Annotated in this window: 9 protein-coding genes; 2 read left to right on the top strand and 7 right to left on the bottom strand. The window is 67.5% G+C overall.

Annotated elements, in window-relative coordinates; translation table 11 throughout:
• Positions 1-71 precede the first annotated feature (71 nt).
• The 4 genes from ACTXG6_RS07305 to ACTXG6_RS07290 are packed head-to-tail and all read right to left on the bottom strand — an operon-like array spanning position 72 to position 1,851.
• Positions 72-902 (bottom strand): hypothetical protein, encoded by an 831-nt coding sequence (locus ACTXG6_RS07305; protein ID WP_445187000.1) that lies wholly within the window; start codon positions 900-902, stop codon positions 72-74.
• Positions 899-1,225 carry a hypothetical protein gene (locus ACTXG6_RS07300; protein WP_445186999.1) on the bottom strand — a complete coding sequence of 109 codons (327 nt, stop codon included), beginning with the start codon at positions 1,223-1,225 and terminating at the stop codon, positions 899-901. The genes ACTXG6_RS07305 and ACTXG6_RS07300 overlap by 4 nt, the downstream gene beginning before the upstream one ends.
• Positions 1,222-1,530: a hypothetical protein gene (locus ACTXG6_RS07295; protein ID WP_445186998.1), complete on the bottom strand. Its 309-nt coding sequence runs from the start codon at positions 1,528-1,530 to the stop codon at positions 1,222-1,224. The genes ACTXG6_RS07300 and ACTXG6_RS07295 overlap by 4 nt, the downstream gene beginning before the upstream one ends.
• 24 nt (positions 1,531-1,554) lie before the next feature.
• A complete protein-coding gene (locus ACTXG6_RS07290; protein WP_445186997.1) occupies positions 1,555-1,851 on the bottom strand; it encodes a hypothetical protein in 297 nt (98 codons plus the stop codon).
• Positions 1,852-1,962: 111 nt separating this feature from the next.
• Here ACTXG6_RS07290 and ACTXG6_RS07285 point away from each other — a divergent pair, with 111 nt between their 5' ends.
• A complete protein-coding gene (locus tag ACTXG6_RS07285) occupies positions 1,963-2,346 on the top strand; it encodes a GntR family transcriptional regulator (protein ID WP_445186996.1) in 384 nt (127 codons plus the stop codon).
• 132 nt (positions 2,347-2,478) lie between these two features.
• On the top strand, positions 2,479-3,873 hold the full coding sequence (locus ACTXG6_RS07280) for an XRE family transcriptional regulator (protein ID WP_445186995.1): 1,395 nt from the start codon (positions 2,479-2,481) through the stop codon (positions 3,871-3,873).
• A 267-nt stretch (positions 3,874-4,140) separates the two neighbouring features.
• Here ACTXG6_RS07280 and ACTXG6_RS07275 read toward each other — a convergent pair whose 3' ends face one another.
• The 3 genes from ACTXG6_RS07275 to ACTXG6_RS07265 are packed head-to-tail and all read right to left on the bottom strand — an operon-like array spanning position 4,141 to position 16,303.
• Complete coding sequence (locus ACTXG6_RS07275) at positions 4,141-8,253, bottom strand: Eco57I restriction-modification methylase domain-containing protein (protein ID WP_445186994.1); 4,113 nt, start codon at positions 8,251-8,253, stop codon at positions 4,141-4,143.
• Positions 8,250-11,117 carry a helicase-related protein gene (locus ACTXG6_RS07270; protein ID WP_445186993.1) on the bottom strand — a complete coding sequence of 956 codons (2,868 nt, stop codon included), beginning with the start codon at positions 11,115-11,117 and terminating at the stop codon, positions 8,250-8,252. The genes ACTXG6_RS07275 and ACTXG6_RS07270 overlap by 4 nt, the downstream gene beginning before the upstream one ends.
• Positions 11,114-16,303: a DEAD/DEAH box helicase gene (locus ACTXG6_RS07265; protein WP_445186992.1), complete on the bottom strand. Its 5,190-nt coding sequence runs from the start codon at positions 16,301-16,303 to the stop codon at positions 11,114-11,116. The genes ACTXG6_RS07270 and ACTXG6_RS07265 overlap by 4 nt, the downstream gene beginning before the upstream one ends.
• Between the last annotated feature and the right edge of the window lie 633 nt (positions 16,304-16,936).

Raw genomic sequence — 16,936 nt, 5'->3', positions numbered from 1 at the left:
ACGACGTGCGGTTCTCACTGGTGTGTCCTCCGTGGGTGCTGTGGTTGGGCTGTCTGGTGACTGATGGGTGTTCATGCGGCGGCCTCCTGTCCGCGCGCGGTGGTGCCGGACATCGGTGGGTTGGTGACTTCCATGCGTTCGGCAGCGAGCGCGGCGGCGAGCTTGTGGGAGGTGCTGACCCCGCAGCCGGTCGCCTGCCGGCACCACGCGGCGGTCGGCTCCACACCAGGGGTGAGCTGGGCTCGGACCTGGATCAGGTAGTTCTCGACAGTCGGGCGAGGTGTCGGCTTCTTGGCCGCCCGTCGCCGAGCCGGCTTCGGCTTGGGCCGGGGCGCCTGCAGAGCCGGCGGTTGCGGTGCGGCAACCGGCTCCGGAGCCGGGCCGCTGTCATCGCCGACTACCGCCTCCGCCCGGACCGTTGAGTGCCCCTGGACGGTCTCGTCGCCGGCTGTGTCGTCGCCGAGCAGGTGATGCAAGGTGGCGCCGGCGCCGAGCACCAACACGGGTAGGCAGGCCACGAACACCACGACCGACAGAGGGGCCTTGTCCAACCCCCGGGTGGTCAGCACGTGGTAGACCACCTGCCCGACCAGCCCCAAGAGCAGCGCGACCAGTGAGGACCAGCCGGCGAACCGGCGTGCCGTGGCCGGCATCGGCCGAGTCGTCAGCCACGTGCCCAGGGCGTAGGCGCTGTACGCCTCGACTCCGATCGGCAACGTGATGGCCGAGTTCAGCTGGAAGCCGTCCGCGATGCCGGGCAGCGGGTGGACCAGGCCGAACCCGGCCATGGTGCCCAGTCCGACCCAGCCAGCCCAGATCGACACCGCCGCCGGCGCGGCAAGCAGCAACAGCGGCCATCGCCGCGCGAGCCGCCGAGTGCTCTTCACCTCCGTGGTGTTCATCGACGGACCCCACGCCGAGCACGACCACGAACACCAGTCGTGACGGCGGCAAGCCGGGCAACCGTCACCCCGGCCAGTAGCGCCGGGCCGCCGAGCACGACCAGAGCCGTGAACGTGGCCGGGCTCTGCCGCATGACCAGCCACTGAATGGCCACGATCACGACGGCTGCGATCGCCGTGACCAGCAGAACCGAGCCGAGCCGCGTCATCTCCCGGAGCCTGCGCTCCGCCGCCCGACCGGCCTTGGCGCCAGCCGAGAACGTCCACAGCAACCCCAGGAACGCCAGGCCACAGACCATGACCATCACCCCGGCCGCGCTCATCGCGTGCCTCCGTCGATCAAGGCCAACTCAGCGTTATCAGCCGCGACGAGCGCGTCCAGGAAGCGCTCCTCTTCGGCGCGCAGCTCGGCGTACAGCGCGGCCGAGCGGCGGCGATAGCGGGCTACGGCGTCCAGCGCCGGGTCAGGAACCGGCTCTACCATCGGGATCTCCTCACTGGTGTTGCGCTGGTGGTTGGGAGACCCAGCCCGGCGGGCGTTCTTGGCGGAAGGGCCGCCGGGCTGGGGCATCACCACGAGATGTGGCGACTCGTCGGTCTCGTGCGTGTCTTGCACTCCCCTGCGCATGTCTGCTCCTACGGGTGGGGTTGGTCAGGCGGCCGATGCGTGCGCGGCCTCGTGGCCGGCGTGAGCTGTGGGCACCGTGCGGAGGGCGGCGATCGCCCGGTTCGTCATGCGTTCGAGCCGAGCCTCGACAGCCGAGCCGTCGAGCAGCGCCGACGTGGGTACCGGCTCGTCTCGGATCTCCCGGTAGACCTCCGCCCGCAGGAAGTCGATCGCCCAGGGCTGGAGGCCGTCCGGGTTGACCCACTGGTCGCAGGACTCCTCATTAAGGAGGGAGCGGAGTGGGTCGCTGTCCTGCCACGGGGCGGTGCGGTGGAACTTCATGTCTCTCCTTCTGTGCGATGTCTCAAGACATTCGAATGTCTCAAGACGTTAGGCAGCGTGCTCGACCGTGTCAACCCATGTCTCAAGACAGAGGGGCGTAGGCTTTGGTGCGTGGCGGATGACCAGGTCGACGAGGACAAGCGCCCTGCGAGTCGACGGGTCGCGGATCAGCTACAGACGCGCATTGAAGCGGGGGAGTTTGCGGTCGGCTCGGCGCTGCCGACCTACCGGCAGCTCGCGGCGGAGTACGACGTTGCCGTCAACACCGCGCTTGCCGCAGTGCGACTGCTGCGCGACTCGGGCCTGGTGAGCATCCGGCCAAACGCCGGCGCCCAGGTCCGTGATCGAACCGAGGATATCGATACCCGCGAGGAGATTCGCTCGATCTCCACCGCGCTGGCCGACCTGCGAGCTACGGTCCAACGAGTCGGGTCGGACCTCGTGAGCCTGGAAGAACGACTCACCGACGTGGCTAGGCGTACCGGGGCGGATTAGGGCCTGCGCGCTGCTGGCGCTGGGGCCGGGGGAGGTGGTCGCTGTCATGACTCCACCATCGCCAACCAGCGACGATCGCAGCAGGGCACAGAGGGGGGCACACTTGCACACTCGGTTGGGAGCCCCCTAGCCATGGAGGGGAACGAGCGGCTCGCTGCACTGTTCCGCGAGGCAGGTTTGCTGAGGTCAGACGGGTCCGGCCGGAAGGCGATCGCCCGGGCGGTGGGAGAACAGGCAGGGCGCAGTTTCAACCACACCTACGTCGCTCGCTGGCTCGACGGAATGCTTCCGCGCGACGTAGCCACCCAGCGAGCCATCGCGGCCGCCATCGGCAAACGTCTCGGGCGCGCGGTCGGACTGGACGAGTGCGGCTTCACGGCCTCGGCGACGACCGCCGCCGATCTCGGCCTCGCGTACCCCTCCACCGTCTCGGGCGCGGTCACGGCCGCAGCCAGTCTTTGGCAAGCCGACCTGGCCAACGTTCAAGCACTGCTGACCGCGCCGGCGAACGTCGGCGCATGGAACGACGCCTCCCTGTCGTGGCTGGTCAGCGAGACCTCGGACGAGCGCCGAATCCAGGAAGGTGGCCGCCGGGTCGGGCCCGCGGACATCGAGGGCGTGCGTAGCACAACGGAGATGTTCGACCGGCTAGACGGACGCCACGGCGGCGGCCACGCGCGACGAGCACTCATCGAGTTCCTGCGGACCGACCTCGCAGCGCTGTTGCGGGGGAGCTACAGCGGCGACGTGGGGTGCGAGCTGTTCAAGGTCGCCTCGCAGTCGACGCTCCTCGGCGCCTGGATGTCGTACGACGCCGGCCTGCACGGGCTCGCTCAGCGCTACTTCGTCCAGGCCCTCAAGCTGGCTGAGGCCGCCGGCGACCGGCTGCTTGCCGCCGGCGTGCTCGATGCGATGAGCCACCAGGCCAACTTTCTCGGGAACCACCGGGAAGCGGCGAACCTGGCCAGGGCTGCTCGCATGGGCACAGCCAGCGTCGGGTCAGCCTGCTCAGCGGCGCACTTCTACGCGATGGAGGCCAGGGCCCTGGCAATGGCTGGGGACGCCTCCGGCTGTGACAAAGCCATGGCCGGGGCTGTTCAGGAGTTCGAGCGGCGCAAGCCGGACGACGACCCAGCGGACTGGTTCGCCTACTTCGACGACGCAGAACTCGCAGCCGAGCTGGGCCACTGCAACCGTGACCTGGGCCGGGCAGTCGACGCCAGCGTCTACGCGTCGCAGTCGATCGGGGCGAACGGCGAGTACGTCCGGAGCGACTTCTTCGTGACCATGGTTCTCGCCGATGCCTATCTGGGCCAGGGTGAGGTAGAGCAGGCTTGCGAGGCCGCGCTCACTGCGCTCAGGATCGGCGAGCAGCTGAAGTCCGCACGCTGCTCAGCGTATGTGTCATCATTTCGTCAACGTCTAGCCGCCACGGGACCAGCGCGCGCAACGCACGGCTTTCTGGAAGCGGCGGCATTTACTCGGCTGTGGTCGACTGGCAAAGGCTCAGACCGACTAACGCCCTAGCGGTCGCCCACGGAAAGTAAACGGCGCAGGAAGCTTCCCAACTCCAAAGCCCGGGGGCTCTAGGGGTTCGGGGGCCGGACGGCACGCTGCTCGGTGTCGTCGTCCGACCCCCCGAGAGCAGCCGCGATCGCCACCGGAAACGCAACCGCGGTCGCGCGCGCGGAGCAGCGCTTGGGACGGCTGGCGGCGTCCGCTGCCCTAAGCTGGCGCGTAATCTCGTCCTGCCGTTCTGACCACCCGGCCAGCGCGCTGCCCCAGGCAGGGAGCTCAGGGGCGCTCGATGAGTGAAACCTGATGTCGTGGGCCCTCGCCAGCGGGCACCTCGGCCAGGGCTGTCCAGCCAACGCCCCCATGTCGGGTGGCGATGGCCATTCGGTCGTATGCGTCGAGGACGAATCGTCGGGTGCGGTACTCGTCGTAGTCGCGTTCGTCGTAGTTGCGAACGACGCGGAACGAGTCAAGTACGTGCTCAGATTCGGACCTACTTAGGCCATAGACGTGCAAGAACGCGGCGTCGAGATCGGCCAACAGCAACGATCGACGCTCGACATCCCACCGAAACGGTGGACCGTGGTCGCTCATCTCCTGCGCGTAGGGCTGGAGTCGCCACGACGTGTAGGACAGCTCAAGTACGTACGGGAGGATCCACTCCGCGAGGGTTCTGTCGTGCTTCCAGGGAGTCCGGCGTCCGAAGGTCGCCGGTGGCGGGCACGCGAGCTGCTCGACAATGAAGTAGCTCATACTTGTTCCGCTGAGCTTCTGCCGGGCGACGTAGTCGAAGGCCATAGACGACCACACCGCATGCAGCAGCGGTCCGTGAGTGGGATCGTCTGTGAATGCGATTGGGAACTTGTGTCCGACAGCGCTGACGGGCAGAACAGCCGGGATGAATGTGCGCATTTGGTCGGCCTTGGTGATTTCTCGCCAACCGAGCAACCATTTGTGTTCCTGCCGGTCGCCGAGCGCCTCGGAGACTTTCGCGCGGTTCACCCAGTGGCGTCCCAGCGGCTCCAGATTCGGATCCTCATGTTGCGGGGTGCTCAGGCGGGGGAGCGTTCCTTTGTTCAGCTGCGCCTGGGTTGCGCCATCGTAGGTTGAGAAGCGGTGGTCGAAATGGCCGAGCATCTTCGCCTCGTACAGCGGGAGGTACTCGTGTTCTGCGCCCCTATAAGACCAGCCGTTGAACTTTGCGGCGGCAAAGTCGGAGGGTTGGTGGAAGAGCCCGGAGTCGTTCGCCATGTGGAACAGCGTGCTGAAAGATAGGCCCCAAGGGTTGCCGTGTGCGTCATTATCGTGAATGAGTACTGGGTGGCGACGGTAGATGCCAAGGGTGATATCAGCATCGCGCCGGGTACGGAAAATCGGAAGTGTGCCCGTGTTGGGGTTGATGGCGAGCACTTCGTCGGGAGCCAGCTCGAAGCGACGACCAGGAACATCGGCTAGATAACGGGTACAGAAGGCGAATCGGGTACAGACCGCGAGTCCGTCGCTTCCGGCAAGCACCGTTGCCGCGAAACGAAATTGGTTGTGAACCCCCGCGAAAATCTTGGCCTCGTTCTCGAAATCGTAAAACGCCAACAGCTTCTTGTTATCGAGGGCGGCCGCGAAGAACTGCGCAGTGGTCTTGTCGGTCGCTAGGCCCGTCGGAGTGATCATGCCTGCGATCCCTGCAGGCGCCGTGATCGCCTGCATGGTCTCTGCGAACACACTGTAGGTATTCACGTCGCCGCGCCCAGTCAGCGGATACCGTCCGCTGCGCAGGAGCATATGGGCCGTGCCGTCGGAGGCACGCAGCGTAGCGAGGTAGGCGTCGTGGAGCGACGGGTCCTCATCGGCCAGTGCAGCGATCATTTTCGTCCGTGTGGCTGCGGTCTTGGCGTCCGCGATGTCGGGCCGGTCGAGGGCGGCGAAGAACTCCTTGTCCTGGATCTTTACTCGCTCCCAGGGTGGGTTGCCGACTACGCACGAGAATCCACCGAGCCAGCCGGCGGCCGAGTCCACGTCGGCGGCTCCTGCCTCGGGTGCGGTGAAGATGCTGGGGAACTCGAGGTGCCAGTGGAAGAAGCGGTATTGGCGTGCGAGGTCGCGGACTGTGGCGAGTACGGGCGGCGAGATGGTGCTCGGAGACTCGGCGATGTGGCGCAGTGTGTCGTGAGTGATGCCCTGGCCGTGGTGCTCGGATTTGGGCTGCACGAAGGCGGCGCACCAGGCGTCAGCGACGAGTTTGCGGGCGGCGAGCTCGGGATCGGCTTCGAAGCGTCGCCACGCGTCGGCGCGCGAGCGAGCTGATGCGAGCGTGGTGCCCCGTGCGTCCTCGAGCGCGCGAGCGCGCTTCGCCAGGGTGGTGGTCTCGACGTCGATGCCGGATTCGTCGAACATGCTCAGCTGGTCGGCGCCGCGCAGCCGTTCGGCTTTGTTGCGGCCTTTGAGCTTGGCTGTCCAGGAAGTGTCATCGCCGGTGAGGACGGTGAAGGCGGCGTCGGGGATGTTCTCGTGTAGCAGCGTGGGAGTGGTACCTAGCAGGGCGTTGCCGACCTTGAGGTGGCTGTCGAGGAATGGTAGCGGGCGGGAGCTGTCGAAGGCTTCGAGCCAGAGGGCGACTTTGGTGATCTCGATGGCGAGGTCATTGAGATCGACGCCGTAGATGCAGTGCTCGATGACGTCGGCCGTGGCGTTTCGCAGGGCTCGTGGGCCTGGTTCAATGTCGCCGGTTCGTGCGGCCGCCAGGGCGGTGGCGATGCGCCGTGCGGCGGCGACGACGAAATGTCCGCTGCCTACGGCCGGGTCGACAACGGTGAGTGCGAGCAGCGCCGATTCCTGTTGGGGTGCGCGGCGAGCCTCGTCGATGAGCGGGTCCAGGGCTTCGTCCAGGACGAGAGCTATGAGCGCGGAGGGTGTGTAGTAGGAGCCGGATTTCTTCCGGTCGTTCCCCGCCGCGACGGCCAGGGTGAAGGTGCGTGCGGCGGCGTCGTAACGGGCGGTGTACGCCAGCAGTCCTTCGTAGACGCCGCCGAGCTCCTCGCTGTCGAGGTTGCGGTAGTCCACTGGTCGAGGGACGCCAGTCTGCGGGTCGATGATTTGGGAGAGGGCCCGGACGGCGGCGAGTAGGTGTCGGTTGGGAAGTCGGGCGGTGGCGAGTACGCCGAGGCTGTCTCGGGAGAACAACGAGGCCGCGAGGCCGGGCAGGGCGAGTGTGTCCAGCCCGTCGTCGGCGAGGGCGTCGGTGACGATGAGGTGGGCGTCCCACAGGTCGGTGTGCTGGGTTCCGGTGCGGGTCGCGGCGAGGGTGCGCAGCCGCGCGGTGGAGAAGTAGTCGACGTAGAGGGCTTGGGCGGTGGTGGTGCTGGTCTTGACGTTGTGCAGCAGGTCTCTGTCTTCGGCGACGAAGAGCACGATGAGTCGGTAGGCGATGCGGAGCAGGGCGCGGTGCAGGTCCTTGTCCGCGTCCGGGGAGTCGGCCAGCATCGCGATCAGGTCTCGGTTCGCGGGGTGGGAGACGAACCCGGTGCCGAGGTGGGTGAGCGCCCTGGCGACGCCCTCGCGCAGCGCGTCGAGTGCTCGGGCACCGTCGGTGATCGCTGCGGTGCGCCATTGCTCCAACCAGCAACTCTCCGGTGCGAGTACTGCGGCGGCGGGCTCGTCCTCTTCGTCGGTCTCGGCCGTGGAAGCCGGCCGGCTAGGGGCGATGGGGGTGAGTCGGCTGGCATGGACGGTGAGGAAGAAGAGCCGGAACTCGGCGTAGCGCTGGTTGTCGAAGATGTCGTCGAGGTCGAACTCGACATAGGACTGTTTGGTGAGGCTGGACGCGTCGCGCAGGATCCGCAGGGTGTGCCCGTTGGACACAAGGCCCCACAGACACGTGCGGTCGCGGTTGAGCAGGTCTTGCAGCATCGACTGCGGGGCGCGCGCGGCGACGCCGGGGGTACGGGTGTCCAGAGAGACACCTCCGCCGAGCAGGTGCAGCGGCGCGGCCGCGGAAGCCGTTGAGTCACCGGGTGGCCATGTCAGGCGGTGTGAGAGGGGGAAGTGTGCAAGTTCGGTCTCGCCCAGGCTGGGTGGGAGGTCGATGCCTGCGGACAGAGTCTCGGGGCGTCCGTAGCCGAGTTCATAGAGCAGCGGTAGCAGCCACCGTTCGCGAGTCAGTTTCGTGGCCGGATCGCCCTCGGGTAGCCGGTCGAGGGCGGCTCTCCAGGCGCGGTGGGCGCCGAGGGCGGCGTCCCAGGCGCGGGCGACGGCGGCGTTGATGGCCATGCCAGGGGTGAGTTGGTAACCCTCGGCGTTCTGTCCGGGCATCCGCAGGTCGACGGCCCGGGTGAGGGCTTCGCTGGGTAGCACGGTCCCGATGGTGCGGACGGACTGGAATGTCGACAGGGTGGTCATGAGCCGCTCCGGTCGGGCAGGTAGACGTACACGCCGAGTACGTCGGGTGGGGGCAGGAGGCGGGCGTCGAGCCCACGTAACCCCAGCCTGGTGCTGCGCCGTACGGCCCGGTGGGCCTCGATCGCGGCCGAGGCGACGTTCTCGCCGAGCTGTATGAGGTGTTCGTGCAGGGCAGGTATGCGGTCGAGGGCGCGCTGAAGTTGGGTGCGGGCGAGGTCGTCGTTGACGTTGCCGGTGGGCCGGGCCTGCAGCAGTTCATCCGTTGCGGCCTGATCGAGCCAGGAGATGTCGACACCGCTGGCGGTGAAGGCGAGGAACTGGGCGTCTTCGGCGATTTGGGTGATGGTGTGCCGTGAGCCGGGGACGACGAGCTCGACCCGGAACCGTGCGACGAGCAGTGTGGTGACGGTTCGCACGGCGGTGGTGCGGATGACCGCGGCACGGCGTGCTGGTCGCACGTTGTCGGGCAGCAGCGGGTTGAGGGCGGCGTCGAGGACGTAGCGGGCGATGGACCCGACGACATCGTCGGTGCGGGTAAGGAGAGGTTCCCCGGGCGGCGCCGGTAGGGACCGGTGGAACTGCAGGGTCGCGGACTTCGTCGGCGGCAGTTGATCGAGCAGCGCGCGGGGCAGTGTGTGGGTGCGCGCGCTGAACCCATCGGCGGTGTCCGCAAGCTGACCCGACATCAACGCCAGGGCGTCGCGGGTGAACCGTTCCGCGTCAGCCGGGCCACCGAGGGAGCGGCGGACGTCGGCGAGAGCCGCCTCGACGTCGTCGGGACGCAGGGTGGCCTGCCGGAACCGGGATCGGGAGGCCTTCTCCCGTTCGGCCGCGTCAACCCACTGGGTCACCACGGCATCGGCCGTCGCGGCGGACGTGGCGGCACCGAGATCGAGCATCATCTGTTCGGGTTCGGTACCGCGCAGCAGCAGCGAGTCCCAGATCGCCTCCATGACGGTGCTGGAGTCGACCGGGACGGGCACTGAGACCCCGGTGCTGCGTTTGATGGACTCGTGGCGGCGAATGAGAACGTCGAGGACGACGCCGTCGATCTTGTTATCGGCGCCGTAGTAGGTCACGGCCCGGACAGTAGGAGCGAGCTGGCCGAACCGGTCGACGCGACCTTCGCGTTGCTCGTGTCGGGTGGGGTTCCAGGCCAGGTCGTAGTGAACGACGGCGCTGAACCCGTCCTGCAGGTTCACCCCTTCGGACAGACAATCCGTGGCGACGAGCACGCGGGGCCCCGGGTGCGCGCCGAGGTCGGTGACCCGGGATTCGCGCTCTTCCGGGGGCAGGGTGCCGGTCACTGCCACCACCCGAATACCGCGGTGGGGTTTGGCCAGAGCGGTGGTGAGGTGTTCGGCGACGTACTCCGCGGTCGGGATGTAGCGGCAGAACACGATCGGCTGGAAGCCGTCGTTGAGCAGGGCGCTGACTATGGTGACCAGGCGTTTGAGTTTCGCGTCGCCCTTCACCCCGCGCAGCGCGGCGGCTTCGGCGGCGAACCCGAGCAGGCGTCGGCGGGCCGTGGTGTCGGGGTTGTCCTGCGGGGAGGTGTCCGCACCGAGCGCGGTGTCTTCCCCCTCGAGGGTTTCGTCGAGGTCGACATCGAGAACACGGGGGCCGGCGACCGCGTCCGCGACGTCGGTGCTGTCCACCTTGGCGAGGTCGGAGCGGTTGCGCAGGGTCTGCTCCGCGGCGGCGGGGCTCGACGCGATCGAGCGCAACAATGCGATGGCCGACCACCACCGGACCCGCCGGCGGACCTGGTTGAGCGCCGGGTCGGTGACCTGTTCACGGGCGTATGCCAACACCCGGTCGAACAGTCGCCGGTACTCCGGTGTGAGCCGGTAACTCTCCTCCGCGTGCTCCCGGTTCGGGAACGGGGTGTCCTCGGACAGATACTCGCGGATATCGGCCCGTTGGCGCTGGATGAGGAACCGGGCCAGAAACTTGCGGTCGTCGTCCCGCCCCGCGCCGGACAGGTCCGCCGGCAGCTCTCCGAGGCGGTTGTCGAGCAGGCCGACGAGGGATTGCCAGGCGCCGTCGTCACCGTTGTGCGGGGTCGCGGTGAGCAGCAGCAGGTGACGTGTCGGGTCGTCGGCGAGCCGGCGCAGCAACGTGTAGCGCTGATGGGCCTGCGACGATCCGGCGCTGGTCGGGGCGATGCAGGTGTGCGCCTCGTCGACGATGACCAGTTCTGGGCAGAGCAGGGCGAACTCATCGCGGCGGCTGCGCTGCTTGATGTAGTCAGTGGACACGATCAGGTGTGGGTAGTGCTCGTAGACCGTCGACCCGAACGGCACCGACCGCGCCAACCGGTTCGCGGTCGAGGGCAGCAGCACCTGCGCGTTGATCCCGAACTTGGTCCGCAGCTCGGCCTGCCACTGCGGGGCCAGCTGAGGTGAGCACAGCACAGCCAGCCGCCCGGCCTCACCGCCGGCGAGGAGCTCGGCGGCGATGAGTCCGGCCTCGATGGTTTTGCCGACCCCGACACCATCGGCGATCAGCAGCCGAGTGGTGTCCTGCGCCGCGGACATCATCAGCGGCACGAGCTGGTAGTTGCGTGGGCTCACCGACAGCGCCGCAAACGATCGGAACGGGCCCGCAGTAGCCCGAAACGACAGTCGCAGCGCGTCGCGCAGCAGCCGGGCGCGGGCCGCATCACCACGATCATCCACGCCGGGTATGTCGAACGTCGCCGCCGCCGGGGTGTCGATATCCGGGAGCAGGATCGTGGTCTCGTCGTCGCGGCCACCCAGCGGGCGGACCAGGAGCGTGCCGGGCGGTGAGCCGGGCAAGACGAGCCAGTCCCGTCCACGCGCGGTGACCAAGGTGCCGGGCCGGAATTCAGTGGAGGTCACGAGCCGATCTTTCCCTGACCGAACACGCTGGAGTTGGCCGCCACCAGCTGCGCCCAGCTGGGATGCGCCCCGCACACGTCGGTGCGGTTGCCCTCGTGGTGAAAACGCAGCACCATCCAGCCCGCTTCGTCCTCAAGGCGGGCCTGCGCGGCCCGATCCCGCTCGCCCTGGTGGGCGGAGTCGTGGACCGGGCCATCAATAAAGATCGCTACGTCGCCACCGGGGGTGTGGAAGGCGAAATCGGGGCGCACGTAGAACCCCTCGACGATCTGCTGCGCCACGTCGGGCAGCCGATAGCCGCGCTCGTCGAGGAACCGCAGAAACGACGACTCCAAGCCGTTGCAGTCCTTCTCCAACCGGGCCAGCAGGCTGGCGCGGTCCTCGCGGCCTGTCCCGTCGACGTGCAGGGTGATGCGAGTCAGTTGCCGCAGCAGCCCGATCACCGGGTGGCGGTCGAGGGACTGGTGGTCCCACTGGTTGGCGTAGGAGAGCAGGCAGTCGTAGCAGGCCTGCGCGCACGGTTCGGTGGCATGTTCGGCCTTGCCCAGATCAGCCCCGGTGTCTGGGTCGTAGTGCAACAGCTCGATAGCGCGCCTGGCCACACGCCGGATCGGCTCGGTTTCGGTGGCCAGACGGCGCAGAACACCGGCGCCGCCTTCGGCGGCTTCGAACATCAGCAGCACCGACCAGGCGTGATCACCGGTACGCCCGGGCATGGGCTCGGCCGCGAGTTCGTTGCTCTCCAGTTGGAACTCGGCTTCGACGGCCCGTTTCAGCGCATACATCGCGGCCATGCGCTGCTCGGCGGGAATGTGCGGAGCCAGCCGGATGAGCAGGGCGTTGCGGTGGTCCTCGACATAGGGCACGACCCGTTGAATTCGCTGATCCGGATCGGCAAGTGGGGCGCCCGGGGACGGGGTGAGGGCTGAGGCGGGTGCCCACCGCCCGTCGAGGGTGTCGAGGAGGTAGCCGCGTTCGGTCTTGTCCTTACGCCGTCGCAGACCGACGTTCATCCGGCGAATCAGTGCGGTGTCGCCGTAGCTCAGCTCCGCCAGCACATTCCCCTCCGTGTCGAGGAGTGTGCTGGTGAGCTCACTGGTCCGCTCACCGTAGGGTTCGAACCGGACTGCGGTGACGATGTCGTGTCCGGCCCGCTGGCGTTCCTCCTCATCGGCGCTGATCCGGTCCCGCCGACGGGTCTTCACCGCGAGCAGCTTCATCATCGACCCCATCTGCAGCAGCGACGTCGAACCGCAGTGCTCGCAGAGCTCGTAGCTGGTCGAGCCGTTGCTGTCATGCAGGTACCCGCACGCCTCGCAGCGTTTGATCTCGGTCAGGTTGATGCCGGTGCCGTCGTCGCGGGCCGGCAGGCTGACCCGGTTGACCTCATAGCGGGCGCCCTCGTGGTAGATGAACGCCTTTGGTCCGAACTCGCTGATCGCGAGGAACCGGGGGCGCTGCACGTAGTCGCCTTGGCCGTTGTTGCGGGTGCGGCGTTCAGCGGGGATGAACGCGGCGAGGGGAAGCCGGGGAAAGGAGTAGCCGGGCAGGAACCCTTCGGAGGCGAAGTAGCGGTAGGTGTAGAAGTCGCCTTGGCTGACCTCGTTGATGTCGCCCTTGAGTAGATCCAGCGCGGCGCGTGCTTCGGAGATCTGGCCGCGGGCCCGTTTCTTCGACGGCTCGGACGCGCCGATGGTCTTCAGGATGTCGTTGGCCGCGTCGAGTTCGGCGAGGGCCTCGGTATAGAGACCGCGCCAGCGCAGTAGCGCCTGCTTGAACCGGTGGGGCGCCCCGTTGATCGTGTCCTTGATCCAGTCCTCGCGCCACCACGGCGCCGAGGTCACCTCCGGGGTAGACAGCAACACCGCCCGCACCGCCGCCGCGGCTCTGCCGGCCGCAGCGGCGTTGGTGAACTTCGAGGTCACGTCCTCGTGCAGTGGTTGGCCCGGCAGCCCGACGTCGAGCAGGTCGGTCATGCTCGCCTTGAGATCCAGGCCGATCACGACCAGCCAGATCGCGTGCGCATGGGCCCGGACCAGATCCTGGTTACCAAGTTCCAGTCTGGGTGGGGCGACGGCGCCGGCGACCATGTCTTGGCTGCGCCCGAAGTAGTAGTTGTCGTGCGCGTTACCGGTGGCGCAGTAGGTGAGCACCACTGCCGGTTGCCCGGAACGCCCGGCCCGACCGGAGCGCTGCGCGTAGTTGGCCGGAGTCGGGGGGACGTTGCGCATGCCGACGACGTTGAGGCTCTTGATGTCGACACCAAGCTCCATCGTCGGGGAGCAGTACAGCACCGGTAGCTGCGCGTCGCTGAACCGTTTCTCCCGTTCCTGACGCAGCTCCGGGGTGACCTGGGCGGTGTGCTCGCGGGCCTCCAACCCAGCCAGCCCGGCGGCGGTCTCGGCGTAGAAGCGGCGGAAGTAGGGGTTCACCCGGCCTTCGGCGGTGTTGGTGCGAACCGGGTCCTGGGCGCGGTGCGAGCCGTCGCCGGCGCGCCACTCGATGATCCCGGCCTGGACCCGAAAGCCGGTCCGCCGGTTGCGTTCCTCAACCTTAGCCAGCAATCCGACCTTCGCCATCAGCGCGAGCAGGTCGCGGATGATCTCGTCCGCGTCAGCCACCTTCAAGGGGTGGTCATGCAAGGGGAATCGTTCCGGGCGACGCAGCCACCGCCCGTACTGGCCCAACCCCGACACGTACAGGTCATTGCCGACCCCGGGGGTGGCCCGGGGGCGTGGGCCCGGGTAGCAGGTCGCCGCGTAGACACCCTGCTCATCAGTCAGCACCCATGGTGCGCGGAGCCACTCCTCACTGGCCCGTTTGATGTCCTCATAACGGTCTTCGGTCAGATAGCCGGACTCGATGCAGATGTTGCGTCGCATCTCATCCAACAACGTCTGCATGATCCGCTGCCGGGTCCGCGGTTCTGCCCCGGCCAACCGCAGACCTAGCCCCGCCCACTTCGCCTCGTCGTGGGCGAGCTCCTCGAGGCCGGCGTAGGTCAGTCGCAGCTGTCCGGTCTGCTCGAGGTTGGGCATCGTGATCCGCCAACCCCGCCGCAGATCGGCCCACACCCGGTAGGCCACCGACTCCCGCAACGCCTTGGTGACCTTCTTCTTCGCGGCGTACTCGACGTCGGGATTGCGGGCGTAGTCACCGAGCTCGACTTTGAGGTTGTCCACGACGCGACGGCCGAGGTCGTCGTCGGTGAGTGGCTCGTCGGCGTCACGTAGCTGCGCCGCGCGCGCGGCCTGATACACCGCCGAGCGGACAAGCCCGACCAACACGAAGTCGTTGAAATGCCCGGCCTGCAGGCTGGCGTCTTGGCGGTTGTCGGAGAACGTGAGGAACTTCCGCGCCTCATCCTCGAGGTCAGGAGCCCCCCGCAGGGTGCGTACCACCGCCTGCGACAGCACCGACACCGCACTGGCCCGCCCTTCGGTGCCGAGGCTCGCTACTCGGGAGAACTCCGACTGGGCGGTGCTTTCGTAGCTGGTCTTGCACGTCGGGCAGAAGTCCAGGCGTTCGAAGAACGCCGCCGCAACGCCGCCGTCGATGACCACCGTGCCGAAGGTGTCCACCCGTACGCCTTCGGGCATACGCGGCCAGCGGGCCTTGTCCAGCGCGGGCCCGCCGCCGCTGGCTTCGGTGACCCAGTCATCCGGTACTAGGGGCAGCAGCGCCTCGGAGGACCGGTCGGGCCAGTCGGTGTCCCGGACCAGCAGCACCCCGGTTGCCTCGGCCTGTTCCCCGGTGCCCCCGTTGAGAACTCGCGGGCTGAACGATTGCCCGCCGCGATCCCGGTTCACCACTAGGTAGTCCTGGCCGCATTCGCGGCAGAACGCCAACGGGAACAGCGGTTGTCCAGACGGCCCTTGTGGGGCACTGCGCTGGTACTGGGTGGTGATGTAGCGCCGTCCGGGCTGGTCGAGGGTGACGTAGGCAGTGTCGCCCTTGCCGATGAACTGATGCAGCTTGAAGGCGAACAACGTCCGATTGTCTCTGTCGCGGGCCCGCGAACCCGCCAGCAGCGTGTCCCGCAGCGCCGCCTCACAGACAGCGGGGTCAGCGCCGGTCAGCTCGGACAGCTGCGCGCCGGCGACCTGTAGGCGGGCCGGGGCCCGCCGGGCGAGGTTGCCCTCGTCGTCTTGACCGAGCCCGAAGGTTTGCTCGATCCAGACTGCCAGGGCGTCCCCGCGCAGCCCCTCGTAAGTAACTGGTGGTGCCAGCGTGATCCGAGACCGCAGACGGTCAGGGTCGGTATCGCCGACCGTAGCCCGCCGCAGCGACTCGCCCACGATGTTGGCCGCCGGGATCGTCGTTCCAAACAGTCGGCTCGCCAAGGCCGCGACCTCGGCCCGCTGCGCTGCCCGGGTACCCGGGCCGGCCAGGGTGGCGGAAGTGCCGACGCACTGAAGCTGACGGGCGCCGATGGCACCTCGCAGCCGGCGGATCAACATAGCGACATCCGCGCCCTGGCGACCGCGATAGGTGTGCAACTCGTCGAGGACGAGGAAGGACAGATTCTCCGCGCTCGTGATCAGGCTCCCGCGTTCCCGTGGGCGGGTCAGCATCAACTCGAGCATCACATAGTTAGTCAGCAAAATGTCTGGGGGGCTGGCCAGGATGGCGTCGCGTTCGAGCTGGCTCTCTTGCCCGGTGTACCGCTTGAAACTCACCTGCGGCTTGTCCTTGCCGAGGAACTTCTCCAGCTCACCGACCTGGCTGTTGGCCAAGGCATTCATCGGGTAGACGACGATCGCGCGAACCCCGTGCCCGGAGCCGTCCCGCAACACGCGGTCCACAATCGGCACGATGTAGGACAACGACTTGCCCGACCCCGTTCCCGTGGTCAGGACGTAGGACTCGCGGCGCGCGGCGATCTCGATCGCATCGGTCTGATGCTTGTGAAACGCGATCTCCCGGCCGATGGGATCTGTGTCGTCGCGGTAGCGAAAGATGTCGCGCGCGGCCGGATGGAGCAACCCACGATTGACCAGGTCTCCCACCGAGCCGCCAGGTCGGAAGGCGGGGTTGAGCGCCAGCCACGGCTCTGGCCACATCAGCCCGTTTTCGACCTCCCGCTCAACCTTCTCCAGGACTTCAGGGTCGCGAATGTTCAGGAACCCCCGCACGAAGGACTCGTAGTCAGCGAGCACGTCGCCGAGCACTCCGAACGCATCCATTGGACCCCCGGGGTCAAGTCTCGCAGTGACGCAAGACACTCGCCGACCGTATCGACCGCGACCGACAAATTGATACAGCTCATGGACACAGATCCGTCCCAGCTAGCTGGGCTGCCAGAACTGGGCCGCAAGTGTTCCTGGCCCCGGCAGGTGCCCCTGTTCTCCAAGCTCCGGGGCACCAGCTAACGGGCTCGACGCCATGGTTCCGCGCGATGTTGCCATCCAGCGAGCGATCGCGGCCGCCATCGGCAACGGCTCAGGGGCTGAACAGGTATGCAAGGCTGCCCTCACCGCACTCAGGATCGGCGAGCAGCTGAAGTCCGCGCGTTGCTCGGCCTACGTAGCGTCATTCCGTCAGCGCCTGGGCGCGATGGGTCCAACTACCGCAACGCGGAGGTTTCTCGAGGACTCCTCGACGGCTCGACTGTGGACGTCGAACGTCAACGAATTGGCCGTAAGCCGATTCGCCTGAAGGCCGTGCTGCCTCATACGTGCTGGCCTGACCCTCGTCAGCTCGGAGGCAGAACCTCGTTTGTTGATTCAGGACACTGATCGATTTTTGCTCGCACTAGGCCATTCGAGCGCATTACCTTGCGGATCCCGCCTAGATCCACGATAAAGTTTGCGACCCCG

Source organism: Pseudonocardia sp. Cha107L01 (assembly GCF_052566575.1).
Note: the sequence above shows the minus strand (reverse complement) of the source record. Positions and strands in the feature narration are given on the sequence as shown.